This is a genomic window from Roseateles sp. NT4, assembly GCF_051857475.1.
In the GTDB taxonomy this organism is placed as follows: domain Bacteria; phylum Pseudomonadota; class Gammaproteobacteria; order Burkholderiales; family Burkholderiaceae_C; genus Pelomonas.
The window spans coordinates 568,763-594,811 of the sequence record NZ_JBPZGZ010000001.1; the positions used below are offsets into that span (position 1 = coordinate 568,763).

General features: G+C 69.1%; 22 protein-coding genes. 5 read left to right on the top strand and 17 right to left on the bottom strand.

Going from position 1 to position 26,049, the window contains the following annotated elements:
* Positions 1 to 25: 25 nt before the first annotated feature.
* From ACS5PN_RS02605 to ACS5PN_RS02620, 4 genes are read right to left on the bottom strand one after another with little or no spacing between them, the layout of a single operon-like run.
* Positions 26 to 1,342: an aspartate aminotransferase family protein gene (locus ACS5PN_RS02605; protein ID WP_439462382.1), complete on the bottom strand. Its 1,317-nt coding sequence runs from the start codon at positions 1,340 to 1,342 to the stop codon at positions 26 to 28.
* A gap of 36 nt (positions 1,343 to 1,378) precedes the next feature.
* Positions 1,379 to 2,296, bottom strand: a complete 918-nt coding sequence (locus ACS5PN_RS02610) for a DMT family transporter (RefSeq protein ID WP_439462383.1) — start codon at positions 2,294 to 2,296, stop codon at positions 1,379 to 1,381.
* Positions 2,297 to 2,303: 7 nt separating this feature from the next.
* A complete protein-coding gene (locus ACS5PN_RS02615; RefSeq protein ID WP_439462384.1) occupies positions 2,304 to 3,086 on the bottom strand; it encodes a ferritin-like domain-containing protein in 783 nt (260 codons plus the stop codon).
* Between the two features lie 20 nt (positions 3,087 to 3,106).
* Positions 3,107 to 3,988, bottom strand: coding sequence for a hypothetical protein (locus ACS5PN_RS02620; RefSeq protein WP_439462385.1), 882 nt, complete (start codon positions 3,986 to 3,988; stop codon positions 3,107 to 3,109).
* 82 nt (positions 3,989 to 4,070) lie between these two features.
* On the opposite strand from ACS5PN_RS02620, the gene ACS5PN_RS02625 reads away from it, so the two are divergent.
* The 3 genes from ACS5PN_RS02625 (at position 4,071) to ACS5PN_RS02635 (ending at position 9,178) form a co-directional block, all read left to right on the top strand.
* A complete protein-coding gene (locus ACS5PN_RS02625) occupies positions 4,071 to 4,595 on the top strand; it encodes a gamma carbonic anhydrase family protein (RefSeq protein ID WP_439462386.1) in 525 nt (174 codons plus the stop codon).
* Positions 4,592 to 5,548 (top strand): Hsp33 family molecular chaperone HslO, encoded by a 957-nt coding sequence (locus ACS5PN_RS02630; protein WP_439462387.1) that lies wholly within the window; start codon positions 4,592 to 4,594, stop codon positions 5,546 to 5,548. Before ACS5PN_RS02625 ends, ACS5PN_RS02630 begins: the two co-directional genes overlap by 4 nt.
* A 129-nt stretch (positions 5,549 to 5,677) precedes the next feature.
* A complete protein-coding gene (locus tag ACS5PN_RS02635; RefSeq protein WP_439462388.1) occupies positions 5,678 to 9,178 on the top strand; it encodes a hypothetical protein in 3,501 nt (1,166 codons plus the stop codon).
* On the opposite strand, the gene ACS5PN_RS02640 is transcribed toward ACS5PN_RS02635, so the two are convergent.
* Entirely contained in the window at positions 9,105 to 10,091 is a 987-nt protein-coding gene (locus tag ACS5PN_RS02640) for a LysR family transcriptional regulator (RefSeq protein WP_439462389.1), read from the bottom strand. The two genes, ACS5PN_RS02635 and ACS5PN_RS02640, sit on opposite strands and share 74 nt — an antisense overlap.
* A 112-nt stretch (positions 10,092 to 10,203) precedes the next feature.
* Here ACS5PN_RS02640 and ACS5PN_RS02645 point away from each other — a divergent pair, with 112 nt between their 5' ends.
* Together ACS5PN_RS02645 and ACS5PN_RS02650 are read left to right on the top strand one after the other, a co-directional pair.
* Positions 10,204 to 11,076: an NAD(P)H-binding protein gene (locus ACS5PN_RS02645; protein ID WP_439462390.1), complete on the top strand. Its 873-nt coding sequence runs from the start codon at positions 10,204 to 10,206 to the stop codon at positions 11,074 to 11,076.
* Between the two features lie 140 nt (positions 11,077 to 11,216).
* Positions 11,217 to 11,687, top strand: coding sequence for a hypothetical protein (locus ACS5PN_RS02650; protein WP_439462391.1), 471 nt, complete (start codon positions 11,217 to 11,219; stop codon positions 11,685 to 11,687).
* A gap of 6 nt (positions 11,688 to 11,693) precedes the next feature.
* On the opposite strand, the gene ACS5PN_RS02655 is transcribed toward ACS5PN_RS02650, so the two are convergent.
* The 12 genes from ACS5PN_RS02655 to mutS form a co-directional block, all read right to left on the bottom strand.
* Positions 11,694 to 12,221 carry an AAA family ATPase gene (locus tag ACS5PN_RS02655; RefSeq protein WP_439462392.1) on the bottom strand — a complete coding sequence of 176 codons (528 nt, stop codon included), beginning with the start codon at positions 12,219 to 12,221 and terminating at the stop codon, positions 11,694 to 11,696.
* Positions 12,218 to 12,829: a nicotinamide riboside transporter PnuC gene (pnuC, locus tag ACS5PN_RS02660; RefSeq protein ID WP_439462393.1), complete on the bottom strand. Its 612-nt coding sequence runs from the start codon at positions 12,827 to 12,829 to the stop codon at positions 12,218 to 12,220. The genes ACS5PN_RS02655 and pnuC overlap by 4 nt, the downstream gene beginning before the upstream one ends.
* Positions 12,829 to 13,122 carry a septum formation initiator family protein gene (locus tag ACS5PN_RS02665; protein WP_439462394.1) on the bottom strand — a complete coding sequence of 98 codons (294 nt, stop codon included), beginning with the start codon at positions 13,120 to 13,122 and terminating at the stop codon, positions 12,829 to 12,831. The genes pnuC and ACS5PN_RS02665 overlap by 1 nt, the downstream gene beginning before the upstream one ends.
* A gap of 3 nt (positions 13,123 to 13,125) precedes the next feature.
* On the bottom strand, positions 13,126 to 14,412 hold the full coding sequence (gene eno / locus ACS5PN_RS02670) for a phosphopyruvate hydratase (protein WP_439462395.1): 1,287 nt from the start codon (positions 14,410 to 14,412) through the stop codon (positions 13,126 to 13,128).
* A 94-nt stretch (positions 14,413 to 14,506) separates the two neighbouring features.
* The gene (locus ACS5PN_RS02675) at positions 14,507 to 15,778 is read right to left on the bottom strand and encodes a DUF3999 family protein (protein ID WP_439462396.1); all 1,272 of its coding nucleotides are present in this window, start codon (positions 15,776 to 15,778) and stop codon (positions 14,507 to 14,509) included.
* Complete coding sequence (locus ACS5PN_RS02680; RefSeq protein WP_439462397.1) at positions 15,756 to 18,476, bottom strand: DUF2339 domain-containing protein; 2,721 nt, start codon at positions 18,474 to 18,476, stop codon at positions 15,756 to 15,758. Before ACS5PN_RS02680 ends, ACS5PN_RS02675 begins: the two co-directional genes overlap by 23 nt.
* A 5-nt stretch (positions 18,477 to 18,481) precedes the next feature.
* Positions 18,482 to 18,772, bottom strand: coding sequence for a DUF1330 domain-containing protein (locus tag ACS5PN_RS02685; protein WP_439462398.1), 291 nt, complete (start codon positions 18,770 to 18,772; stop codon positions 18,482 to 18,484).
* 109 nt (positions 18,773 to 18,881) lie between these two features.
* Positions 18,882 to 19,739, bottom strand: a complete 858-nt coding sequence (kdsA, locus tag ACS5PN_RS02690; RefSeq protein WP_439462399.1) for a 3-deoxy-8-phosphooctulonate synthase — start codon at positions 19,737 to 19,739, stop codon at positions 18,882 to 18,884.
* Positions 19,740 to 19,931: 192 nt separating this feature from the next.
* On the bottom strand, positions 19,932 to 21,578 hold the full coding sequence (locus ACS5PN_RS02695; RefSeq protein ID WP_439462400.1) for a CTP synthase: 1,647 nt from the start codon (positions 21,576 to 21,578) through the stop codon (positions 19,932 to 19,934).
* 219 nt (positions 21,579 to 21,797) lie between these two features.
* Positions 21,798 to 22,592, bottom strand: coding sequence for an alpha/beta fold hydrolase (locus ACS5PN_RS02700; protein WP_439462401.1), 795 nt, complete (start codon positions 22,590 to 22,592; stop codon positions 21,798 to 21,800).
* 58 nt (positions 22,593 to 22,650) lie between these two features.
* Entirely contained in the window at positions 22,651 to 23,466 is an 816-nt protein-coding gene (locus ACS5PN_RS02705) for a substrate-binding periplasmic protein (RefSeq protein ID WP_439462402.1), read from the bottom strand.
* 8 nt (positions 23,467 to 23,474) lie between these two features.
* Positions 23,475 to 26,048 carry a DNA mismatch repair protein MutS gene (mutS, locus tag ACS5PN_RS02710; RefSeq protein ID WP_439462403.1) on the bottom strand — a complete coding sequence of 858 codons (2,574 nt, stop codon included), beginning with the start codon at positions 26,046 to 26,048 and terminating at the stop codon, positions 23,475 to 23,477.
* Position 26,049 lies beyond the last annotated feature (1 nt).

Here is a 26,049-nt window from a genome sequence, read left to right on the forward strand (position 1 = left end):
GGCGGCGCAGTCTAGCCGCCCCGGCTCAAGCCGCTCGCCGCAAGGCTCCGCGCAGTGTTTCGATGATGCGTTCGATGTGGCTGCTCTCGATGATGAGAGGCGGCGACAGTGCCACGGTGTCGCCCGTGGTGCGGACCAGCAGGCCCTTGTCCCAGCAGTCCAGGAAGACATTGAAGGCGCGCTTGGCGGGTTGGCCATCGAGGGGTTTCAACTCGATGCCGCCGACCAGGCCGATATTGCGCACGTCGATGACATTGGGCTCATCGCGCAGCGAGTGCAGCGCCTTGGCGAACTCGTCCTGCATGCGCGCGGCGCGGGTCAGCAGATCGTCGTCGGCATAGGTGTCCAGCGTGGCAATGCCGGCGGCGCAGGCCAGCGGGTGGGCCGAGTAGGTATAGCCGTGGAAGAACTCGATGAGGTGCTCGGGCCCCGTCATGAAGGCGTCATGAATCTTCTGCTGGGCGAACACCGCGCCCATGGGCACGCAGCCGTTGGTGATGCCCTTGGCCACCGTCATCAGGTCGGGCGTCACGCCGAAGGTCTGGGCGCCGAAGGGCTTGCCGGTGCGGCCGAAGCCGGTGATGACCTCGTCGAAGATCAGCAGGATGCCGTGCTTGTCGCAGATGTCGCGCAGGCGCTGCAGATAGCCCTGGGGCGGGATCAGCACGCCGGTGGAACCGGCGACAGGCTCGACGATGACGGCCGCGATGGTGGAGGCGTCATGCAGGGCGACCAGGCGCTCCAGGTCGTCGGCGAAATCGGCGCCATGCTGGGGAATGCCGACCGAGAAGGCATTGCGCGCCGGGTCGTGGGTGTGGCGGATGTGGTCGACGCCGGCCAGCAGGCTGCCGAACATCTTGCGGTTGGCGACCATGCCGCCGACCGAGATGCCGCCGAAGTTGACGCCGTGGTAGCCGCGCTCGCGGCCGATCAGGCGGGTGCGGGCGCCTTCACCGCGCACGCGGTGGTAGGCGATGGCCATCTTCAGCGCGGTGTCCACCGACTCGGAGCCCGAGTTGGTGAAGAAGACGCGGTTCATGCCGGCGGGTGCGATCTGGGCCAGGCGCTCGGCCAGTTCGAAGGCCTTGGGATGGCCCATCTGGAAGGGCGGCGCGAAGTCCAGCTCCGCCGCCTGCTCCTGGATGGCCTTGACGATGCGGGGTCGGTTGTGGCCCGCGTTGACGCACCACAGGCCGGCGATGCCGTCCAGAACCTCGCGGCCCTTGTCGTCACGGAAGAACATGCCGTCGGCCTGGGTCAACAGGCGCGGCGCCTGCTTGAACTGGCGGTTGGCCGTGAAGGGCATCCAGTAGGCGTCAAGCTTGGAAACATCAGCGCTCATGCGGGGCTCCTCGAGGGGGACGGCAGAGTCTAAAAGTTAATTTGACGGGGTGGTCAGAATTTGCCGGCGCCTCAGGGTTCCCACCAGCGGCATCAGTTGCACCAGCAGGATGCAGCCCAGCATCAGTCCGCAGCCGATCAGCCCGGCCGTGTTGAGGCGCTCACCCAGCAGCGCGTAGCCGAAAGCGGCGGCAAACAAGGTCTCGGCCGACAGGATGATGGCCGCGTCCGCCGCATGCGCATAGCGCTGGGCGACGACCTGGGCCGTGAAGGCGATGCCGACCGACAGCACGCCGGTGAAGGCGATAGGCACCGCGGCGGCCTCAAGCCCGGCCCAGCGCACCGGTTCCATGACCAAGGCCGCGACCAGCGACAGCGCGCCGCAGACGGCGAACTGGCCGCTGGCCACCATGAAAGGGGCCGCCATGCGGTCGGCCCAGCGGCCCACCATCAGCACGTGGACGGCCCAGGGAATGGCTGAGGCGGCCACCCAGAGGTCGCCCAGCCCGACCTTGAGCTCATGGGCGCCCGACAGCAGGAAGGCGCCCACCAGGCAGCCCGCCGCCGCCGGCCAGACCGACCAGTGAGCGATCTGGCCCAGCAGCAGCCAGGCCAGCACGGGCACCAGGGGCACATAGACGGCGGTCAGGAAGCCGGCGTTGGTCACGCTGGTGTATTGAATGCCGATCTGCTGCATGACGGCGCCCAGCGTCATCAGGCCACCCAGGCCGGCGATGTGCCAGCCGTCGAGGCGGTTCAGCGGGCGGCCTTCGCGGCCCAGGCGGCGCCACTCCATGACGGCCAGCGGCAGCACGACGAGGGCCCCGACCACAAAGCGCACGCCGGTGAAGAGCAGGGGGCCAACATGGGCCATGGCCTGGTTCTGGAAGACAAAGGCCGAGCCCCAGATCAGGGCGACGAGGGTGAGCAGCAGATTGGCTTGAAAACGGGACATGGGGAAATCAGACGGCTTGCTGCAGTGCAGTCAACTCCGCCTCGTCGAAGCCGGCGGCGCGGCGGGCTTCCAGGTTGAAGGGGGCGCGCAGCTTGGGCGCCTGGTAGCGCTCGGCCAGTTCGGCATAGGTCGCCACCGGCTCCAGCCCGCGCTGCTCGCACAGGTGACGGAACCAGCGGTTGCCGGCGGCCACATGGCCGATCTCGTCGCGCAGGATGATGTCCAGGATGTCGCCGGCGCGGTGGTCGCCGGCACCTATGAGCTTGCGCTTGACGGCCGGCGAGGCGTCCAGGCCGCGGGCCTCCAGCGTGCGCGGCACCAGGGCGATGCGGGCCAGCAGGTCATGCCGGGTGCGCTCGGCCATGTCCCACAGCGCGTTGTGGGCGTCGAAGTCGCCGTAGTCGAAGCCCAGCGTCAGCAGATGCTCGCGCAGCAGCGTGAAGTGCAGGGCCTCCTCGGCGGCAATGCGCAGCCAGTCGCGGTAGAAGGCCGGCGGCATGCCGGCAAAGCGCCAGCTGACGTCCAGGGCCAGGTTGATGGCGTTGAACTCGATGTGGGCGATGGAATGCACCAGGGCCGCGACACCGGCCGGCGTGCGCATCGAGGGCGGCTTGAGCCGGATGTGCTCGACCAGCTGCGGGCGGGCTGGGCGGCCGGGGATGCCGGGCGGCTCGGCCAGCACCGCCTCGGTGTCGAGGGGCGCCGCTTCGTCCAGCGCTCTCGCGGCCGCGGCCTTGGCCAGCGGGTCGGTCAGGGCGAGGATCTCAAGGGCGCGGGCACGGACTTCCATGCCCGCGATTATCCCGGCGCCTAGGTTTTCAACCTGGCCGCCACCAGGGGATGCCAGAGCCTGTCGTCCTGCAGCGGTGTGTCGGTGGGCAGGCTCGGGTTGTGCAGCTTCAGCCAGCGCCTGTCGTTGAGTGCGGCGCGCTGCAGCTGCGGGCCCGCCCATTGCTCAAACAGCGCGACAAAGCTGCCATCGGTCATTGCCAGCTCCCAGCCCTTGCGCAGGCGGGCCGCCAGTTCGGGCTGGCTGGGGCTGACGAAAAAGTAGAGCGGCGCCGGGTAGGCGATCAGCCAGCCGTCCAGCACGCACAGGCCCGGCAGCGCGTCGACGAAAGGGAAGACCTCGATGGCGCCGAGCGCAAACAGGTCGATGCGCTCGCGCTCCAGCAGCAGCGGGAAGCTGTCGCGCCTGGCGATGGCCTGCACCGGCCAGCCATTGGCCTTCAGGATCTGGGTGTCGGGCCAGCTCTCGACCTGGGCCAGGCGCAGGCGGCGCGCCTGCTCCAGCGTCGCAACCCCCTGCAGCTCGGCGCGGCGGCGTGACAGCGCGATGGGCAGGCGGATGCCGAGCAGGCCACGGAAGAGGCAGGTGCGCACAGCCAGGGCCTGGGCCTCGTGCTCGGTCGTCGTGACCGAGGTGGTGAGCTCCAGGTCGCCGGCCGCCAGCTGCAGAAAGGCGCGGCTCTGCGTCATGGCCGGCGCGGCGGCCAGGCGGTAGGGGCCGTGGCTGGCCCCGGTCTTGTCCAGCAGCAGGCGCAGCACGGCGAGCTCGTAGTTGGGCACGCCGGGCGGCAGCTCCACGAGCGCGTGGCGTATCAGCGGCCCGGCCGACGGCGCAGCAATGCCCAGGGCTGGCAGCAGCCCGAGAGCGGACAGGCAGCGCCTGCGATGGCGGCTCACTGACATGCGGCCCAGGCTAGCAGAGCTCCCCTCCTAAAATCGCCGCTTTGCGCGCCCTTGCCGGCCGCAGCGTGCGGGAGTACATGCAATGGCCATCTATCAGCTGGACGACTGGGAGCCCGAGGTCGATGACAGCGCCTGGGTGGCGGACAGCGCCGAGGTCATCGGCCGGGTGACGCTGCAAGCCAACGTCAGCATCTGGTTCAACGCCGTGCTGCGCGGCGACAGCGACACGCTGACCATAGGCGCCGGCAGCAACGTCCAGGACGGCTCGGTGCTGCATGCCGACCATGGTTTCCCGCTGGTGCTGGGCGAGAACGTCACCGTCGGCCACCAGGTCATGCTGCATGGCTGCACCATCGGTGACGAAAGCCTCATCGGTATCGGGGCCGTGGTCTTGAATGGCGCCCGTATCGGCCGCAACTGCATCGTCGGCGCCGGCGCCCTGGTCACCGAAGGCAAGGAGTTCCCGGACGGCTCGCTGATCGTCGGCGCGCCGGCCAAGGTGGTGAGGGAGCTCAGCGAGGCCCAGATTGCCGGGCTCAAGGCCAGCGCCAACCACTATGTCAACAACGGCCGCCGTTATGCGGCCGGCCTGAAAAGAATCCGATGAGCGAATTGCACAAGTTCCTGTTCGAAGGCCTGCCGGTGCGCGGCATGCTGGTGCGCCTGACCGAAGGCTGGCGCGAGCTGCTGAGCCGCCGCGAGCCCGGCCAGGAATACCCGCCCGAGCTGCGCGACCTGCTCGGCCAGATGAGCGCCGCGGCCGTGCTGATGCAGGCCAACATCAAGTTCAACGGCGCCCTGGTGCTGCAGATCTTCGGTGACGGCCCGGTCAAGCTGGCCGTGGCCGAGGTGCAGCCCGACCTGGCCTTTCGCGTGACGGCCAAATGCGTCGGCACGGTGGAGCCCGGCGCGACGCTGGAGGCCATGGTCAACCTGAACGGCCAGGGCCGCTGCGCCATCACGTTGGACCCCAAGGACAAGCTGCCCGGCCAGCAGCCCTACCAGGGCGTCGTGCCCCTGCACGGCGACCAGTGCGAGCCGCTGCAGAAGGTCAGCGAGGTGCTGGAGCACTACATGCTGCAGTCCGAGCAGCTGGACACCCGGCTGGTGCTGGCGGCCAATGGCGACCTCGCCGCCGGCCTGCTGATCCAGCGCCTGCCTGTCGAGGGCGAGGGCAATCTCGAAGGCCGGCGCAACGAGGACGACATCGGCCTGTCCGACGCCTTCAACCGCATCTCCATCCTGGCTGGCACGCTGACCTCCGAAGAGCTGCTGACGCTGGACGCCGACACCATCCTGCGCCGCCTGTTCTGGGAGGAGACGGTGACCCGCTTCGAACCCCAGCAGCCCCGTTTTGCCTGCACCTGCTCGCGCGAGCGGGTCGGCCAGATGCTGCGCGGCCTGGGCCGCGATGAGGTCGACAGCGTGCTGGCCGAGCGCGGCGATGTCGAGATCGGCTGTGACTTCTGCGGCCGGCACTACCGCTTCGATGCGGTGGATGTGGGGGCGCTGTTCGACGATCGGACTCACCCTTCCGGCGGCTCGGCCACCATGCAGTGACCGCGGTGTTGCTGCGGGGTGGCTGGCATCCCGACTTCTGAGGACGTTCGCCAGCCTAGTGATTGACGCCGCCCCGGCGAGCTGAGACTTTCGCCCCTGACCCGTTCCTGCAAGGGTCAGGAGACATGGATGGCGGATTCCAAGGGCGGCGTGCTGGGCAGTTTTCCGTGGGCCAGCGTGGCTGTGCTGATGGCGTTCATCGCCAGCACCCAGCTGGTGCCGCATGCCTTCGACGCATTGCGGCCCGCCGAGAAGGCGCGCGCCCAGGCGCCGCTGGACCCCGACCTGGAGATCAACGCCCGGCTCTGGGAAGACCCGTTCGCGGCGCTGCGCCGCTACGAGGTGGAGCGGTCCGAGCGTTGCGAGCGCCAGCGCAAGGCCTCGCAGCCGGTGGACAGCGACTGCGGCAATGTGATGCCCGAGCTGCGTGACCCGCGCAATCTGCTGTCACGCCTGGACGCCGACCAGAACAAGAGCCTCGACGACACGCTGATCGTGCTGGCCCTGATGCCAGGCGCTGACTTCGTCGGCGCCGAAGAGGCACGGCGGCGCATCCGCTACGCCACGTTGGCCGGCCTGCTGGCTCAGGACTATGTGCCCGACAACGCCGAGCGGCTGAGCCTGCTGGAGTTCAAGCTGCTGGACCCGCCCCCGCCCGGCAAGTCCAAACCGGGCCAGAAGGGCGGCGCGGCAGAGTTCACCTCCGGCGGCGGCTACATGGTGCCCTACGAGCTGTTGTCGCTGCGCCGCGAGAACAGCGATCGCTATGCCCAGGTCGCGCTGCTGTGGGTGGACGAGACGGCGCTGCCGCTGCGCAAGCTGGACGCGGTGGCCCGGTTGACCGAACAGCTGATGGGCAAGACGGCGCGTGGCCGGGCCCAGGTGCGCTTTGCCGACGACCACCAGGAGGCGCTGCCGCGCCTGGCCGTCATCGGCCCCTCGTCCACCGACGCCCTGCGTACCGCGCTGCGTGACCTGCGCTGTGCGGCCGACCTCAACAACGCCGCGGGCATCGCCGGCGGCGGCATCGGCCGCAGCGACGCCGCCCGCTGCGCCCGGCGCGGCGAAGACATCACCGCCGGCAAGGTGCTGCCCGACGATGTGCTGGACGGCTACCGCCTGCTGGCCCGGGCCGAGTTCTACAACCCCTCGTCGACGGCCCCCGAGCGCATGCTGCCGGAGCTGCAGCAGTACGCCCGTGACGTGACCCAGGTGGACGATGGCCTGGACGCCTTCCTGACCCAGCACTTCAGCCGCCTGACCGGTGCCAAGGGCAAGCCGACACCCGTGCACATGGTGCGCACCGTGGGCAGCGATGCCGACCTGATCGAGAACCTGGTCAAGGAGGTGAGGCTGCGCCTGCCGCAGACCAAACGCCGCATCGTCGTCGTCGCCGAGCGCGACTCCATCTATGCCCAGGCTCTGGTGGAGCAGTTGCGCGACTGCCTGCCGCCGGCCATGCAGGACACGCTGCGGGTCATCTACTTCTTCCGCGGCATCGACGGCGTGACCACCAAGGAGGCCAGCGCGGCGGCGGCCCTCGCCACGGCCGCGGCCAAGGCGCCGCCGCTGGAGTGGCCGGAAAGCCGCGACCAGCTCGACTATCTGCGCCGGCTGAGTTCCGAACTCAAGCGCAGCGAGGCCGTGGAAGACAGCCTGCCCATCGGCGCCATCGGCATCTTTGCCAACGACGTGCACGACAAGCTGCTGGTGCTGCAGGCCCTGCACGAGACCTTTTCGGATCGCATGTTCTTCACGACGGACATGGACGCGCGCTATCTGCATCCGCGCACCCAGGCGTTCACGCGCAACCTCGTGGTGGCCAGCAGCCTGCCGCTGTCCTTCTACCCGGCGGGGCCCGGCGAGGCCGACCTGCAGGCCGGCACGCCGCCGCTGCGCGACATCTACCAGACCAGCACCTATGCCGCCGCCCGCCGCGCCGGCTGCCGCAGCGAGGCCTGCAAGGCCGCCGAGGCCAAGGCCCTGGACGGGGTGCTGAAGAACACCTCGGTGTACGAGATCGGCCGCTCCGAGAGCGTGCCGCTGGCGGGCTATGCGCTGCTGCAGCGGCCCCACCAGGCGGCGCCCGGGCGCATCTTCGTCGCGCTGCTGATGGCCACGCTGATCGGCTGCATGCTGTTTGCCTGGCCATCCACACCGTCCATGCGCCAGGCTCGCCGCGTGTTGCTGGCCGGTGGTGGCGGGGCGCCGCGCGTCATGAACTTCACGGCCATCGCCCTGGTGACCCTGCATGCGGTGCTGCTGTCCTATGCCATGGCCAGCCTCATCGAGTTCGTGCTGCCGGGCCGCATGAACTTCAGCCATGCGCGGCTGCTGGCGGCTCTGGCGGCCGGTGGTGCGGTGCTGGTAGGTGTCACGGCCTGGAAGGTCGACGAGAGGCGGCAACTGGTCATCGTGCTGGGTGCGGCCCTGCTCGGCATTGCCGCCACCTGGATGTGGCTGGCCTGGCCGCATGGCGGCTGGTGGCCGGGCAAGGTGCCTTGCCTGACCTGCGAGCCCACGGCCTGGCTGGAGGGGGTGAGTGCCTGGCCGTCCCACCTCATCCATCTGCTGGCCCTGTTCTCGCTGCTGTGGACGCTGGATTGGGCCTGGGCCGCCACGCAGGAGCAATTGAAGCGCGACTCCAACTGGCTGAAGCTGCCCCCGCCCGCACCCCACAGCGTGAAGGAACTGCTGGGCGGCTGGTTTTCCAACGCCAGCGTGATGTTCTGGAAGCCGGGGGTCGGCCTCAGCTGCGACTTCAAGCAGCTGTGGGTGGAATACAGCGAACGCGGTGAGGCGACGCCGCGCCTGATCCGCACGCTGTTCTGGTATGTGCTGACGCTGGCTCTCATGCTGCTGCTGTTCTTCGGCATCAACGACGGCCAGATTCCCGAGGTGCCGGCGCGCGGGCGCGAGCACCGCAGCCTGGTGCGGGTGACGCTGTATGCGGCCCTGCTGCTGCTGCCGCTGCTCATCGTCGCGGTGGCCGATGCAACGGTGCTGCTGACGCGCTTTGTGCGCCACCTGAACGCCGGCCGCAGCTTCTACCCGCCCGAGACCATCGCCCAGTTCGCCAATGCGCTGGGCGACGAGCACAAGGGCCTGTGGTCGCAGCGCTTCTGCGCGCGTCCGGAGGAGCGCAACAAGGATGGCAGCGGCTTCACCATGCACACGCTGCTGGACGACTGGATCGACGTGCAGGTGGTGGCCCTGCGCAGCGCGCCGATTGCGCGCCTGGTCATCGGGCCCTTCGTCGTGCTGGCCCTGCTGGTGGTGGCGCGCAGCCGGCTGTTCGACAACTGGGCGCTGACACCGGCCATCGCGGTCGGCGTGACCTTCTATGTCGCGGTGCTGATCGGCCTGACCTTCCTGCTCAAGCAGGCCGCCGAGAACACCCGCCGCCGGGCGCTGGAATCCATGCAGGCCGACCTGCGCTGGATGGCCGGCAGCGGCAAGCCGCTGTCCGATCTGGTGGAGCCCTTCAAGCGCCTGATCGTCCAGGTCGAGAACGAGCAGCACGGCGCTTTTGCTTCCTTCTTCGACCAGCCCCTGCTCAAGGCGATCCTGGTGCCGCTGGGCGGCGCGGGCGGGACGCAGCTGTTCGACTACCTGCTGCTCGGCCGTTGATGCTGGAGGTGGCCGCCAGGCCCACGACGAAGTCCAGCATGGCCCGCGTCTTGGCCGGCATGTGGCTGCGCGAGGGGTGGTAGGCGTAAAGCGGGAAGCGCTCGTCCGACCAATCCGGGAACAGATTGACCAGGGCGCCACTCGCCAGCAATTCGTCCTCGGCCAGTTCGAACATCTGGGCGATGCCGTAGCCGGCCAGGCAGCTGCTCTGCAGCGTGCCGGCGTCGTTGACCGTCAATGGCCCCTGCACCGGCACAACCAGCTTGCGGCGGCCTTGATGGAACTCCCAGGGGAAAGGGCGGCCCGTGGCGGGGTCGCGGAACAGGATGCCGCGGTGGCCTCCGGCGAGGTCGCGCGGATGGGTGGGCCGGCCGAACTGGCGCAGATAGGCCGGTGAGGCCACCGTCAGCACGCGGGCGTCGAGCAGTTTGCGCGCGACCAGCGACGAGGTCTGCGGGTGACCGAAGCGGATGGCGAGGTCGAAGCCGTCGGCCACCAGGTCGCCGAGGTCGTCGCGGGTGCGCAGCTCCAGCTCCAGCTCGGGATGGGCGTCGAGGAAGGCGCCCAGGCGGGGGCCGAGGATGAGGCGGGAGAAGAAGGGGTCGATGTTGACGCGCAGCTTGCCGCGCACCGCGGCTGCCGAGCCGCTGGCCGTCTCCGCAGCCTCGGCCAGCTCGCCCAGCAAAGGCAGGACGCGCTCGTAGAAGCGCCGGCCCTCGTCGGTCAGGCGCACGCTGCGCGTGGTGCGGTCGAAGAGGCGGATGGCCAGGCGCTGCTCCAGGCGCGCGACGGCGCGGCTGACGCCCGACTGCGACATGTCCAGGGCCTCGCCGGCACGGCCGAAGCTGCGGGCGTCGACGACGGCCACCATGACGCGAAAACCGTCCAGCAGCTGCGGGGTCAAAGAGTGCATGGATGCTTGAGCGGCATGAATCAAATGACATTCATGCTATCGCTTTGCAGACCGCGAATCCCAAGAATCCATCCCCGAAGCCACCCATGGTGGGCGGCCAAGGAGAACATGGATGTTTGCAATCACGGGAATCACGGGCCAGGTGGGTCGCCAACTGGCAGGGCGTCTGCTGGCAGCCGGCCTGCCGGTGCGGGCCGTCGTGCGCGATGCCGCCAAGGGCGAAGCCTGGCGGGCGCGCGGTTGTGAGGTGGCGCTGGCCGAGATGCATGACGCCGCCGGCCTGACCGAAGCCTTTCGCGGTGCCACGGCGGTCTTCGTGCTGCTGCCGCCGGTCTTCGACCCTTCGCCGGACTTCGACGAAACGCGCCGGCATATCGCGGCACTGGCCGAGGCGCTGTCGGCAGCCCGGCCAGCGCGCGTTGTGGCCCTGTCCACCATCGGCGCGCAGGCGGCCGAGCCCAATCTGCTGAGCAAGCTGGGCGTGATGGAGGAGGTGCTGGGGGGCCTGGACCTGCCGGTCACCTTCCTGCGTGCGGCGTGGTTCATCGAGAACCTGGCCTGGGACGTCGCACCCGCGCGTGAAACCGGCCTGATGGCTTCTTATCTGCAGCCGCTGGACAGGCCCGTCGCCATGGTGGCCACTGCCGACGTGGCGGAGGCTGCGGCCGAGCTGCTGCAGGACGACTGGGCAGGCCAGCGCGTCGTCGACCTTGAAGGTCCGAGTCGTCTGGCGCCTGTGAACCTGGCCGCGGCGCTTGCGAGCGCGCTGCGTCGTGATGTTCGCGCCGAGGCCGTGCCGCGCGAGAGCTGGGAGGCCCGCTTTCGCCGCGATGGCATGCGCAACCCCGGCCCGCGCATGCGCATGCTGGACGGCTTCAACGAAGGCTGGATCGACTTCAATGCGGCCACGTCACGCAAGGGCCGCACGACGCTGGAAGAGGTCGTTCGCAAGCTGGTGGGCAAGGTGATGGGCGATGTGGCCTGACGGCAAATGCAAGCCCTAGGTCGTTGAGGCTGGTGGTTTGCCGTCCCCCGTCCATACGATGGTGTTTCCGGTCCAGTGGACTAGCTTGTTAGGAGGCGCCCCGGCATCGCCGTCTTCCATGCCGGCCACTGGAGTGAGACATGACCTCCGACCAACGTTTGCTAGCCCTCATCGGCCGCCGCCTGCCGGCCATCTTCGACGTCATCCCGCGCGGGCCCCAGGGCCTGTCACTGCAGGACCGCGTCAGCGCGGTGGCGCTGAATCCCCAGCCGCTGCCGCCCGGCCCGCCCGAACTGGTCGGTGCCGCGCTGGCGCAGGAGTTCGCCCACATGGCCTTCGTCAGCGACAGGCTGGGACTGGCCTGGAAGACCATGGCCCAGGACCTGGACGACTGGTGCCCGACGCAGCCGCGCAAGATCAAGTGGCCCATCCACTGGCCGCCGGTGCCCGAGCCCGATCCGCATCCCAACTGGTTTGCCGAGCTGCATCTGGGCTTTGCGGCCAAGCTGTCGGCGATCTCGGCCGAGCACGCAGGGACGCCACTGGCCGCGACGCTGGACCGCGCCGTCAATCGTTCCGTCGACGCGCTGTCGCAGCTTCGCGCCCAGTGAGACGGTTCAGCCGCTTCGGGCCCGCAAGGCGTCCACGGCGCGTACGGCCTGCGCCAGCCGCTCCGCCTGCGCCACGCCGTGGATATCGAGCCAGGGCAAGCCGTGGGCGGTCAGGGCCGAGCGCAGGCGGGCGTCAAAGCGCGCCCGCACCTCAGGTCCGTCGCGCAGAAAGCCATCGGCCTCCCACGGCAGGTCAGGCGCGCACAGCAGGGTCAGATGGCAGCGGCGCTGGAAGGCGAGGGCGCCATCCAGCAGTGCGTCGTCATTGAAGTAATGCTGGCTGCACAGGGCGGTGATCAGCGGCGTGGTGTCGCAGATCACCAGCTCGTGCTGCTTCGCCGCGGCCTCGATGCGCGCGGCCTGCTCGGCGGCGATATGGGCCTGCTCGTGCTGTTGCGGCGTGCGTCCGTGGGCGGCGCACCATTCGCGCAGGTATTCGGTGACGAGGCCGGCGTTGAAGTGCCGCGCCAGCGCGGGCGCCAGCGTGGACTTGCCGGTGCATTCCGCACCGAGCAGCGTCACCAGGCGGCTCAAGCTCGTCTCCAGGCGCGCCAGCCGATGACGCTCATCGGGATGAAGCCGGCGTAGAGGATGACGGTCAGCCAGTAGCCCTTGAGGCCGAACAACACGACGCTGACCGTGTTGACGACGATCCAGGTCGGCCAGTTCTCCTCGTACTTGCGGGCCAGAAGCCATTGGCCGAGCAGGCTGGCGACAGTCGGGAAGGCATCCCAGTAGGGCAGGGGGCTGTCGGTGACCTTGGCCAGGAAGAGGCCAAGCAGGGGCCACGCCGCCAGCGTCAGCAACACGGGCCGCAGCAGCCCATGCAGGCCCAGTCGCCTCACCTTCAGCACCTCGCCTTCGCGCGTGCGCCCGAAGCGCCATTGCCACCAGCCCCACAGGGCCAGCGCCGCGAACAGCAGCTGCAGCCCGGCCTCACCGTAGAGCTTGCCATCCAGGAACAGCGCGAAATACATCAGCGAGCTGACCAGGGCGAGCGGCCAGGCCAGCAGATGAACGCGCATATTGCAGACCACCATCCAGACGGCCAGCACGAACGCGACCAACTCCAGCCAGGAGATCGGGCTGCCGAAAGCTGAAAAGGCCGGCGCCAGCAGCGCCGCCCAAGCAGTGGCGAACATCAGCGTTTGATGGACGAGGCCGCCGCTGGAGCCAGCGGCACGAAGACTTCGTCGGACTTGATCATGCCCAGCTCGTAGCGGGCCTTCTCCTCGACCATCTCCAGGCCTTCGCGCAGATCGCGCAGTTCAGCCTGCAGCTGGGCGTTGCGTGCCCGGGCCTTCTCGTTGTCGGCCTGAGCACGGCTCAGCTCCTCCCGGAGCTGAGCAACGTGCGGAATGCTGCCCCGGCCCACCCAGAGCTGGGCTTGGATGGCGATCAGAAAGAGCGCCAGGACCGCGGCAAGAACCTTCAAGATTTACTTGAGGTTGTAGAAGGCAGCACGGCCGGGGTAGACAGCGACGTCACCCAGGTCTTCTTCGATGCGCAGCAGCTGGTTGTACTTGGCCATGCGGTCCGAGCGCGACAGCGAGCCGGTCTTGATCTGGCCAGCGTTCAGGCCGACGGCGATGTCGGAGATGGTGCTGTCTTCGGTCTCGCCCGAGCGATGCGACACGACGGCGGTGTAGCCGGCGCGCTTGGCCATCTCGATGGCGGCGAAGGTCTCGGTCAGCGTGCCGATCTGGTTGATCTTGATCAGGATGGAGTTGGCGATGCCCTTCTCGATGCCCTGCTGCAGGATCTTGGTGTTGGTGACGAAGAGGTCGTCGCCAACGATCTGCACGTTCTTGCCCAGGCGGTCGGTCAGGATCTTCCAGCCGTCCCAGTCGCCTTCGGCCATGCCGTCCTCGATGGAGATGATGGGGTACTTGTCCACCCAGGTGGCCAGCATGTCGGTCCATTCGGCCGAGGTCAGCTGGATGCCGCCTTCGCCTTCGAGCACGTACTTGCCGTCCTTGTAGAACTCGCTGGCGGCGCAGTCCAGGGCGATGGCGATCTGGTCGCCGGCGCGGTAGCCGGCCTTGTCGATGGCCTGCAGGATCATCTGGATGGCGGCCTCATGGCTCTCGACGCTGGGCGCGAAGCCGCCTTCGTCGCCGACGGCGGTGGAGATGTGCTTGTCGTGCAGGATCTTCTTCAGCGCGTGGAAGACCTCGGCACCCCAGCGCAGGGCTTCGCGGAAGCTCGGCGCGCCCACGGGGACGATCATCAGTTCCTGCAGGTCCAGGCTGTTGTTGGCGTGGGCGCCACCGTTGATGACGTTCATCATCGGCACGGGCAGCTGGCAGCCGTTCATGCCGCCGAAGTAGCGGTACAGCGGCAGGCCGGACTCTTCAGCGGCGGCGCGGGCCACGGCCATCGACACGGCCAGCATGGCGTTGGCGCCCAGGCGGCTCTTGTTCTCGGTGCCGTCCAGGTCGATCAGGGTCTTGTCCAGGAAGGCCTGCTCGGAGGCGTCCAGGCCGAGCACGGCCTCGGAGATCTCGGTGTTGATGTGCTCGACGGCCTTCAGCACGCCTTTGCCCAGGTAGCGGCCCTTGTCGCCGTCGCGCAGCTCGATGGCTTCACGCGAACCGGTGGACGCACCCGACGGCACGGCCGCACGGCCCATGACGCCGGACTCCAGCAGCACGTCGCATTCGACGGTGGGATTGCCGCGGCTGTCGAGGATTTCTCGGCCGACGATGTCAACGATGGCGCTCATTCAGTGTCTCCAGGAAGTGAAAAATTCGGGCGGCGAAAGTGTGCCAAGCGGGCGTTACCGTGTCACAACAAGCGGCAGCAATTGGGGCGGGAGTTTAAGTGCTGGTCTGCGTCGGCCCCTGGCGCCACAGTCGCCAGGTGACGGCCGCCAGCAGCACGACGCCCACGCCGAGCACGGCCCACAGCAGCAGGCGGCGGGGCGGCACGGCGGGTTCTTCCTTCACCGCCGTGGCCTCGGGCGTGAAGGCGCCGAGCTGGGCGCGGCCCAGCCGGGCCTGCTCGCGTGACCAGTCCGGCACCACGTCAGCCAGCGAGCGCGGGCCGGCTTCGGCCGCCACCGCACCCACCTGCAGGCTGAAGGGCGGCTCGCCCTGGGCAGCCCAGACGATGTGGGTGACGCGCACCGTCCAGTCCAGGCGCAGGCTGTCGGCGGGCGGCAGAGCGGTGCCGCGCGGCGGGAGCAGCCGCAGTTCGCTGGCGCCGATGTTCAGTGGCAGCGAAGGCGCGGTATCGGCCGGCGCCGCGCCGCGATCCACGCGGTAGAAGACGCTGCGGGCCACGGTCTGCCACGGCGATTTGGCGCCGGAGCGCGTCTGCACCTGCACAGGCAGCACCCAGGTGCCCTGCTTGCCGGCGAGCGCGAGGCTCAGCAAGGGCTGCGGGCCGCCGAGAGGAATGACCCAGCCGCCCTCGGCATCGGGCGCTGGCAGCGGGGCGCTGCGCAACTGCTGCTGGGGCGCCATGCCGGCGGGCTGGGCCAGCAGGGTCGCGGCTTCAGGCTGGACGGCGCGGGTGGCGTCGTCCCAGACCAGGCGCAGATAGCGCTGGGGACGACCGACCAGAGGCACCAGCGGTTGGGCCAGCGGCGCGCCTTCGGTCGTGCGCAGGCCGAGCAGCTGTCCCGTTCCCAGCGTTTGCCAGGCTTGCAGGTCGCTGCTGGTTTCCAGCCGGTAACCGGCCCGGAAGGGGGCGGCTTCGGCGGGCCAGCGCAGCCGCAACTGGCGCGGCTCGGCAAGCCATTGGGCCGGCTCGCCCAGGTCCAGCAACCATCCCGCGGGCAGGCGGCTGGGCGGCGCCGACGCGGCGGTGGTGGGCGCGGGCGGCAGCGCGGCCAGTTTCAGCTCGCGCTCGGGCGTGGCGAGCAGCTCGTCCGGCAGCAGTGCGAAGGGCACGCGACGGCCCTGGGCGTCCAGCAGCTGCCAGTCGTGCAGGTCGCTGCCCAGGCTGTGCTGCCAGGCTTCGGCCGTGGCATCCAACGTCAGGAAGGGCGCGGGCTGGGTGACCTGGAGCGGGGCGCGGTGCGGCGTGGCTGCGGCCGAAGTGGCGGCCAGCAGCAACAGCAGCTCAAGAAGGCTTTTGTTTCTCATCGTGTGTAGAGCCCGCCGAACCGGGTAGAGGGGCGACATAGCCGATGACCAGCATCAGCACGCCCACGCCAATGAAGGAGACGATGCGCAGCACGGTGCCGCTGCCCTGCAGGTCGAACAGCATCAGCTTCAGCACGACGGCGCCCAGAAGCACGGCGCCGGCCAGCCAGGGCATGCGTTGCTGGCGGCGCGTGCCCCACAGCATCAGCACCAGGGCCAGGGCGCTCCACAGCAGGGCCAGGCCGGTCTGCACGCCGCGCGAGGCCAGCCAGCCGTCGACGTGATAGGGCACATCGCCCCAATGATGGAAGCAGCGGATCAGCATGCCGTTGAGCCACAGGAAGGCCAGGACCGCCGGCACGGCCAGCACGGTGGGTCGCAGGCCGACAGCAGCGGCGGCCGGGCTGCGCAGCCAGGCGACGACGGCCAGCAGGGCCGCGGCGATGCCGAGGTCCAGCGGGTTCAGCACCGGGATGTAAGGCAGGGGCTGGGCATTGCCGGGGCTGGACCAGTTGGCGATCAACACCCAGGCCGCCAGCGCCAGGCTCAGCACGCCGGCGCCGATCTGCGCGTAGGCCGGCGGTGCCAGGCGCAGCGGCCAGGCCTGCAGCACCGGTGCGCGGCGCTGCTGGCGCAGCACGGCGGCCAGCAGCAGGGCCGGCACGGCCAGCCAGCCCAGCCAGCCCCAGGCGCTGCCGCCATCGCCATCGATATTGCCGAGGTCGGCCGTCCAGTGCCGGCCCTGCAATGCGCCAAGCAGTGCGAACGCGAGCAGGCTGCCGGCGTGCGTGGCGTAGCGCAGGGGTTCGGGCCAGTGCGGCGCCGTGCGTTGCAGCACCCAGGCCTGGGCGGCCCAGGCCAGCGGCAGGGCCCACCAGCCGCCCTCGGACAACGGTGCGCCATGCAGGACGCTGCCGGCCGCGCCCAGCAGCGCCCAGGCGGGCATCAGCAGCGCCGTCGGCCAGGCAACGGTCGGCCAGCGCCACAGCGCCTGCAGGCCGAGCAGCAAGGCACTGGCGCCAGCCAGCAGCGCCACGCCGACGGCCCAGACCTGTTCGTCGGGCACCCAACGGGTCAGCGCGACGGCGGCGGCCACGGCAAGCCAGACCGTGGCCCAGCCGACCAGCACAAACGCAGCGATGGCATGCACGGGCCGGCGCTCGTCCAGACCGAAGCAGCGTGCGCCACCCAGACCCGCTGCGGCGATCAGCAGCGCGTTCAGCAGTTGCGTGGCCGCGTGCAGGCCACCGATGTCCATCGACAGCGACCTCGTCAGCGTCAGCCCGCCCAGGGCCATCAGGGCCAGGCCGCTCAGCAGCACGCGGTCGCGGCGCTGGCGCAGGCCCAGCCAGACGGCGCCCAGGCCCTCCAGCGCCCAGGCGCCGGCAGTGGCTTCGGCACTGAGGGCGAATGGGATGACCAGCGTGCCGAAGACCGCGCCCAGGGCCAGCAGGGCCTCGAAGATGCGGGCATGGGCCGTGCGCTTGCGGGCCCAGGCCGCGAGGCCGACGTAGAACGCGCCGATCAGCAGCGCGGCCAGCGCGATGGCCATGGAGTCCGGGCGCATCAGCAGGTATTGCATGGCCGCGCCGAGCGCCGGCGTGCCGAACAGCAGCGTCGACTGCAGCCACAGCTCGGGCTCTTGGGCGCGGCGGCCGGGCATCAGCAGCACGGCGGTGAAGAGGGCCCAGAAGGCGATCAGCCAGCCCTGGGCCGTTGCGTAGTCGGCCGGCGTGTAGCTCTGCGCGGCCCAGGCGCTGGCGACCCCGGCGGTGAAGCCGAAGGCGATCAGGTTGAGCCGCGGCCAATGCCTGAACCAGGCCACCAGGGCCACGCCGAGGCCGAGCACGAAGTAGTAGCCCAGCAGCACGGCGATGGCGCCGCCGCCGGTGGACAGCAGCAGCGGCGTGGCATAGCCACCCAGGGCGCCGACGACGGCGAGGGCCTGAGCGTCCTGGCGCACGGCCAGCAAGGCGGCCAGCAGCGAGACCGCCAGCATCAGCACGAAGACTAACGCCAGCGGTTCCAGGCCAGCCAGCTTCACGGCGGCAAACAGCGTCAGATAGACGACGGCGACGCCGCCGCCCTGCAGCAGCAGGCCATAGGCCCGTGAACGCAGCCGCAAGCGCCAGCCCACCACCAGCAGCGCGATGCCGGTGGCGGCTATGCCGGCCAGGCGCACCTCCAGCGGCACGGTGATGTTCTCCGCCGCAAAGCGGGCCAGGAAGACCAGGCCGAGGAAGAGCATGGCCAGCCCGACCTTGACGATGGTGTTGGCCGCCGCGATGCGCTGGGCCCAGGCGGGCATGGGGATGGGGCGACGCGGCGCGGGCGGCGGGGCCGGTGGCGGCTTGGGCTTCGGTGCCGGCGCCGCGGTGGGCGCTTCGGCGGCGAGCGGCAGCGGCACGGTCGGCACTTCAGCCGGCTGCGATGCGATCACTGGCGCGCTCACAGTCGCCTGCACGGGTGATGTAAGGGGCTGGGGTGATGCCACCGGCGGTGAAACGGACTGGGGCGCCACCGCCGGCGGCGCCGGTGCCCGTGTCTTCAGCCGTTCTTCCAGGTTGGCGACGCGCTGGCCCAGTTGCATCTGGCGCCAGCCCAGCCAGCCGACGGCAGCGCCGAGCAGGGCGCCGACCAGGTTCTCGGACGCCAGGCCGCCGAACAGCGCACCCAGCAGCAGTGCGACGATGGCCACGCCGCTCAGACGCCTTCGATCAACACCATGCGCATCACGGCGATGCCCTCGCGGGCCTGCCGTGCCGCGCCGTACTCGGGCGAGTCGTAGAAGGCCTGCGCCGCTTCTGGCGTCGGGAACTTCAGCAGCACAACGCGTTCGGGCGCCCAGTCGCCTTCGAGCACGGTGGTCTTGCCGCCGCGCACCAGCACCTCGGCGCCGTGCTCCTTCATGGCCAGCGTCGAGAGGCGCCGGTAGTCCTCGTATTGCTCAGGATTCGTGACCTTGACGTTGGCGAGGATGTAGGCGGCAGTCATGTGAGCCTCTCGGTTGCGGAGTACCGCACCCGATCTCCCGAGGAGATGCGGGCCGGCTCGGGAGCGGCCCAGCGCTCGGCCCGCTCCACGCTGATGGGTGGTTGCTTGATCAGCAGCTGAAGTCGTTCTCTAGGAGGGGTTGCTTCTTGACGACGCGATCCAGCGCGACAAGCTGCTCCAGCAGCGTCTTCATGTGCTTGAGCGGCACGGCATTGGGGCCATCACTGAAGGCCTCGGCCGGGTTGGGGTGGGTCTCCATGAAGAGGCCCGCCACGCCCACGCCGACGCCGGCACGGGCCAGCACCGGCACCATCTCGCGGGCACCGCCGCTGGAAGTGCCCTGGCCGCCGGGCTTCTGCACCGAGTGGGTCACGTCAAACACCACCGGCGCGCCGGTGTTGCGCATCTCGGCCAGGCTGGTCATGTCGGCAACCAGGTTGTTGTAGCCGAAGCTGACACCGCGCTCGCAGGCCAGGAAGAGGTCTTCGGACAGGCCCACCTCGCGCGCGGCGGCGCGGGCCTTGTCGATGACGTTCTTCATGTCCCAGGGCGCGAGGAACTGGCCCTTCTTGATGTTGACCGGCTTGCCCGATTGCGCGACGGCGCGGATGAAGTCGGTCTGGCGGCACAGGAAGGCGGGTGTCTGCAGCACGTCGACGACGCTGGCGACCTCGGCCACCTGCGAGTTGTCATGCACATCCGTCAGCACCGGCAGGCCGGTCTGGCGGCGCACCTCGTCGAGGATCTTCAGGCCGGCGTCCATGCCCAGGCCACGCTTGGTGGTGCCCGAGGAGCGGTTGGCCTTGTCGAAGGAACCCTTGTAGATCAGCGGAATGCCGAAGGTCGTGCAGGCCTCCTTCAGCAGGCCGGCGACGTCGAGCGACATCTGCAGGCTCTCGATGGAGCAGGTACCGGCGATCAGAAAGAAGGGCTTGTCGAGGCCGACGTCGTATCCGCAGAGCTTCATTTCAGTTGTCCATTTCTCTAGCACCGCATTCGCGGGGCATGAAACCGGGTCTTGCGGGCCGAGCGACGGGCCGCTCCCTAGCCGGCCCGCGCTGGCGATGTGCTCGCGGCTCGACGCCGTGAGCATCGCCGTCCCCGCGGGGGACCGACCAGGATTGCCGGCGTGCAGCCGGCGCAAGACTGGGCGAGGGGCTCATTGCTTGTGTTTGTGGTCCAGCGCCGCCTTGATGAAGGCCGTGAACAGCGGGTGACCGCCCCAGGGCGTGGACTTGAACTCGGGGTGGAACTGCACGCCGACGAACCAGGGGTGCACCTCGCGCGGCAGCTCGACCATCTCGGTCAGCTTCTCGCGCTGGGTGATGGCCGAGATGACCAGACCGGCCTTGGTGAGGCGGTCCAGGTAATGCTCGTTGGCCTCGTAGCGGTGGCGGTGGCGCTCGTTGACGACCGGGCCGTAGATGTCATGGGCCAGCGTGCCGGCCTTGACGTCGGAGCTCTGGGCGCCCAGGCGCATGGTGCCGCCGAGGTCGGAATTGGCGTCGCGCTTCTGGATGCTGCCGTCGGCGTCCTGCCACTCGTCGATCAGGGCGATGACGGGGTGCGGCGTGTTGGGCTCGAACTCGGTGGAGTTGGCGCCTTCCAGGCCGGCCATGTGGCGGGCGTACTCGATGGTGGCGACCTGCATGCCCAGGCAGATGCCCAGGTAAGGCACCTTGTGCTCGCGGGCGTACTGGGCGGCCAGGATCTTGCCTTCCACACCGCGCTTGCCGAAGCCGCCGGGCACGAGGATGGCGTCGTAGGCGCTGAGGCTGCCCACCGTCTCGGGCGTCAGCGTCTCGCTGTCCACGTACTCGATCTTGACGCCCGAGTGGTTGTGGATGCCGGCGTGGCGCAGGGCCTCGTTGAGCGACTTGTACGAGTCCGACAGGTCGGTGTACTTGCCGCACATGGCGATGGTGATCTGTTCCTTGGGGTTCTCGACCTCGAACACGAGGTTGTCCCAACGCTTCAGGTCGGCGCTCTTGGTGTTGAGCTGCAGCTTGGTGCAGATCAGCTGGTCCAGGCCCTGCTCGTGCAGCACGCGCGGCACCTTGTAGATGGTGTTGACGTCCCACATCGAGATCACGCCGTACTCGGGCACGTTCGTGAACAGCGAGATTTTCTCGCGCTCGTCGTCGGGAATGCGGCGGTCGGCGCGGCACAGCAGCGCGTCGGGCTGGATGCCGATCTCGCGCAGTTTCTGCACCGTGTGCTGGGTGGGCTTGGTCTTCAGCTCGCCGGCGGCGGCGATCCAGGGCACATAGGTCAGGTGCACGAAGGCGACGTTGTTCGGGCCGGCCTTCAGGCTCATCTGGCGCGCGGCTTCGAGGAAGGGCAGCGACTCGATGTCGCCCACCGTGCCGCCGATCTCGACGATGGCCACGTCCACGGCCTCGGGCGTGCCCTGGCCGGCGCCGCGCCGGATGAACTCCTGCATCTCGTTGGTGATGTGCGGGATCACCTGCACCGTCTTGCCGAGATAGTCGCCGCGACGTTCCTTCTCCAGCACGGACATGTAGATCTGCCCGGTGGTGAAGTTGTTGGCCTTCTTCATCCGCGTGGTGATGAAGCGCTCGTAGTGGCCCAGGTCGAGGTCGGTTTCGGCGCCGTCGTCGGTGACGAAGACTTCACCGTGCTGGAAGGGCGACATCGTGCCGGGGTCGACGTTGATGTAGGGGTCCAGCTTGATGAGGGTGACTTTGAGGCCGCGCGATTCGAGGATGGCAGCCAGGGAGGCCGACGCGATGCCCTTGCCCAAGGAGGACACCACACCGCCGGTGACGAAGACGTATTTGGTCATGTCTTGCAGCAGGCCAGAACAGCCTGCTGAGGTGGGAAATTCCGATTGTACGGGAGCATGGACTGAGGCCCCTCGTCTGGTCCCGTTTCGCTGAACGCGAACGTGCCCAAACGGTCCCCCGAGGGCACGGCGATGCTTGCGGCATTGAGCCGCAAGCACATCGCCCGCGGGCCGGCTAGGGAGCGGCCCGGCGCTCGGCCCGCGGGCCGTCGCGGCTGCTCATGCGAGCAGTTCCAGCACCAATTCCGCGGTTGCGTCGGGTTTCTCGAAGGGGAAGAGGTGGGAGCCCTCCATCCAGCGCCAGTTCTCACCGACCAGCTTCTTGGATGCCGCCGCACCGGCCTGACGCAGTTCTGCCGAGCGCGTGCCGCCGACGAAGGCCACCGGGCATTGCGGCGGGCGCAGGCGCAGCAGCAGTGGCAGGTGGTGGGGCAGGGTGCGGTAGATGTGGGCTTCGACCTCGCGGGTGAAGCGCAGCCTGACCTGGCCGTCGCCGCCCTCCTCGAAGCCGGCGGCGATGTAGTCGGCCAGCACCCGTGGGTCCCAGCGGGCAAAGATCTTCTTGGCCGAAAAATGCTTGTGGACGGCGTCGCGGTCCGGCCAGACATCGCGGCGCTCGCGGGCGATCTTGGACGGGCCGTAGCGGTGGATCAGCCCGGTCGTCTTGGCCAGGGCGACGGCGGCGGCTTTCATGCCGGAGACGACGGGCGAGTCCAGCATGACCAGGCGGCTGACCAAATCCGGTCGGCGGCAGGTGGCCATCAGGCTCAGCATGCCGCCCAGGGAGTGGCCGACCAGGGCGACCTGGCCATTCGGTCTAACCTCGGTATCGATGAAATCCAGCAACTGGTTGCGCAACTGGCGCCAGTCGCCGGTGACCGGGAAGCGCGGGTCGTGGCCGAAGCGGTCCAACGCCTCGACACGCCAGCCGGCGGCACGCCAGCGTTCGAACAGCACGCGGTAGCAGCCAGCGGGGTAGCTGTTGGCGTGGGAGAAGACCAGCGTTTTCTTCATGGGCCCGCAGTGTGCCTGCGCAGTGCCCAGCAGTTTTGGAGTGCCGCCTCCAGACGGCTCAGTCCTGCGGCAGCTGCAGTTCAATCACGCGGCGCCTGCCGGCATGGATCTCGTCCAAGCTGCGCCTGAAGCTGGGAATGCTGTGGAACAGGCTGTCAAAACTGCCGTCGGCCATGGCGGCGCGCAGGCCGCGCTCGACGCGATCGGCCAGGGTCGGGTTCTTGCGGCTCACGAAGAAATAGAAGGGCACGCGGTAGTGCAGGAATAGGCTGTTCTCTATGGCGAGACCGCTGTGCTGGGACTGCTCGAACCAGGCTTCGTAGACGCCGCGCGGCATGTAGTCGAAGCGCTTGCCGCTCAGCATCGCGAACAGCTGTTCGTAGCTGATGGACGTGACCACCGGCAGGCCGTTGGCGCGCAGCACGGCGGTCGAGGGCCAGCCGTCGCCGGCGCCGGCGGCGAGTTGGCGCAGATCGGCCAACGTGCGCACGGCCCGGAAGCGCCCCTGGTCGCCCTTGCGGATCAGGAAGACGCGGTAGTCGTTGAGCTCGCGCAGCAGCGAGATGCGGACCGGCAGCAATTCGGCCTCGCGCTTGGCGTCGGTGCCGTCCCAGATCAGGTTGAGGGCACCGTTGTTCTTCAGCTCGGCGAACTGGCGTGGGCCGCTCATGGCCTCGTCGTAGTGCTGGATCTCGAAGGGACCGTCGCTGGCGCGCGTCTTCTCCAGCGCCAGCCGCAGCAGCTGCGGGAAATAGCGGGAGTGCTCGTGAGCGCTGGGCGCCAGCTGCGGGATGGTGAGGCGCAGCGGCTGCGCGGCGCGCGCGGGGGCCAGGGCGGCCGAGGACAGCAGGGCCAGGACTGCGCGGCGCTGCATCATGCGACTCAACCGTTGTTCGCGATGCGCTTGAGCTGGTAGAGCGCTTCCAGGGCGTCGCGCGGCGACATCGCGTCGGGGTCGACCTTGGCCAGGGCCTGCAGCAGCTCGCTGGGTTCGGGCAGGGGCGGCGGCGCGGGCGGGGCGGCGAAGAGATCGAACTGGTCGTCGGCCGCGTTCTGGCGTGCCTCCAGCGCCTCCAGCGTCGCGCGCGCCTGGCGCACCAGGCTGGCGGGCATGCCGGCCAGCTTGGCGACCTGCACGCCATAGCTGCGGCTGGCAGGGCCGGCTTGCAGTTCGTGCAGGAAGACGATGTCCTCGCCGCTTTCGACAGCGGACACATGCCAGTTCTGCGCCATCGAATGCTTGGCCGGGAACTCGGTCAGCTCGAAGTAGTGGGTGGCGAACAGCGTGAAGGCGCGCGTCTTGTCGTGCAGATGGCTGGCGATGGCCGAGGCCAGCGCCAGGCCATCGAAGGTCGACGTTCCCCGCCCGATCTCGTCCATCAGCACCAGGGACTGGTCGGTCGCCGAGTGCAGGATGGCCGCGCCTTCGGTCATTTCCAGCATGAAGGTGGACTGGGCGTTGGCCAGGTCGTCGGCCGCGCCGATGCGGGTGTGGATGGCGTCCATGGGCCCGAGGCGGCAGCTGGTGGCGGGCACATAGCTGCCGATGGCGGCCAGCAGCGCGATCAGCGCCACCTGGCGCATGAAGGTGCTCTTGCCGCCCATGTTGGGGCCGGTGATGACCAGCATGCGGGTGCGCGCGTCCAACCGGCAGTCGTTGGGCATGAACTCGGCACCGCCGGTTTCGGCCAGGCGTGCCTGCACGACGGGGTGGCGGCCGGCTTCGATTTCCAGGCAGGGCTGGCTGACGAACTCGGGCCGGCACCAGTTCAGCGTGATGGCGCGCTCTGCCAGGGCCGCGAGGGCATCCAGGCCCGCCAGCGTTCGGCCCAGGGCCGTCAGCGGTTCCAGCCGCGTGATCAGCGCATCGATGACCTGCTCGTAGAGCAGCTTCTCGCGCGACAGCGCGCGCTCGTTGGCGGACAGGGCCTTGTCCTCGAAGGCCTTGAGCTCGGGCGTGATGTAGCGCTCGGCGTTCTTCAACGTCTGGCGGCGCTGATAGTCCATCGGCACCTTGTCGACTTGGCCCTGGGTGACCTCGATGTAGAAGCCGTGCACGCGGTTGAACTGCACGCGCAGATTGGCGATGCCGGTGCGGGCGCGCTCTCGCGTCTCCAGGTCGAGCAGGAAGCCGTCGCAGTTCTGCTGGATGCCGCGCAGCTCGTCCAGGTCGGCATCGAAGCCGTCGGCGATGACACCGCCGTCCCGGGCCAGCACTGCCGGCTCCAGCGCGATGGCACGTTCCAGCAGTTCCAGCACGTCGGACGGCGGGTTCATGCTCGCATCGCGCAGCGCAGCGGGCGTCGTGGCACGCAGGGCGGGCAGGGCCTGCAGCGTGGCGCGCAGGCCGGTCAGCTCGCGCGGGCGCACCTGGCGCAGGGCGATGCGGGCGGAGATGCGCTCGACGTCGCTGACCGACTTCAATGCCTCGCGCAGCGGCTCGAAGCCCTCGGCATGCAGGGCGGCAATCGCGTTGTGGCGGGAGATGGCCTCGGCGCGGTCCCGCTTGGGATGCAGCAGCCATTGGCGCAGCGTGCGGCTGCCCATGCCGCTCTTGCAGCTGTCGATCAGCGAGAACAGCGTCGGGCTGGTCTCGCCGCGCAGGGTCTGCACCAGCTCCAGATTGCGCTGGGTGGCGGGTGGCAGATCGAGCAGTTCGCTGGCGCGCTGCACGCGCAGCGAACGCACATGGGCCAGGGCCCGGCCCTGGGTGTGCTCGGCAAAGGCCAGCAGGGCGCTGCCGGCGGCGTGGGCCAGGGTCAGCTCATGGGCGTTGAAGCCCTGCAGATTGGCCACGCCCAGTTGCTCGCTGAGCTTGCGCTGACCTAAGGCAGCGTCGAACTGCCATGCCGGCCGGTTCGTCACCGGGAAGCGAGCCTTCATGACGCCGGCCGGCTGCTGCTCGCGGTTGACCAGGATCTCGGCGGGCATCAGCCGCGCCAGCCAGGCCGGCAGCTCGATGTCGCTGCATTCGGCCAGGCCGATTTCGCCCTGGGTCAGCGACAGCCAGGCTAGGCCATGGCGTCGGCCATGCCCGGAGACCGACAGCAGCACGGCGTCCTGCTTGTCGGCCAGCAGCTCCGTATCGGTGATAGTGCCCGGCGTGACGACGCGCACCACCTTGCGCTCGACGGGGCCCTTGCTCGCGCCGACTTCGCCCACCTGCTCGGCGATGGCGACCGCCTCGCCCAGCTTGATCAGCTTGGCGAGATAGCTTTCCAGCGCATGCACCGGCACGCCGGCCATGATGACGGGCTGGCCGGCGCTCTGGCCGCGCTGGGTCAGCGTGATGTCCAGCAGCGCATTGCACTTGCGGGCGTCGTCGTAGAAGACTTCGTAGAAATCGCCCATCCGGTACAGCAGCAGGGTGTCCGGGAAGTCCGCCTTCAAACCCAGGTACTGGGCCATCATGGGCGTGTGAGGAGCGAGGTCGGGGGCGGCGGAATCGGCTTTCATC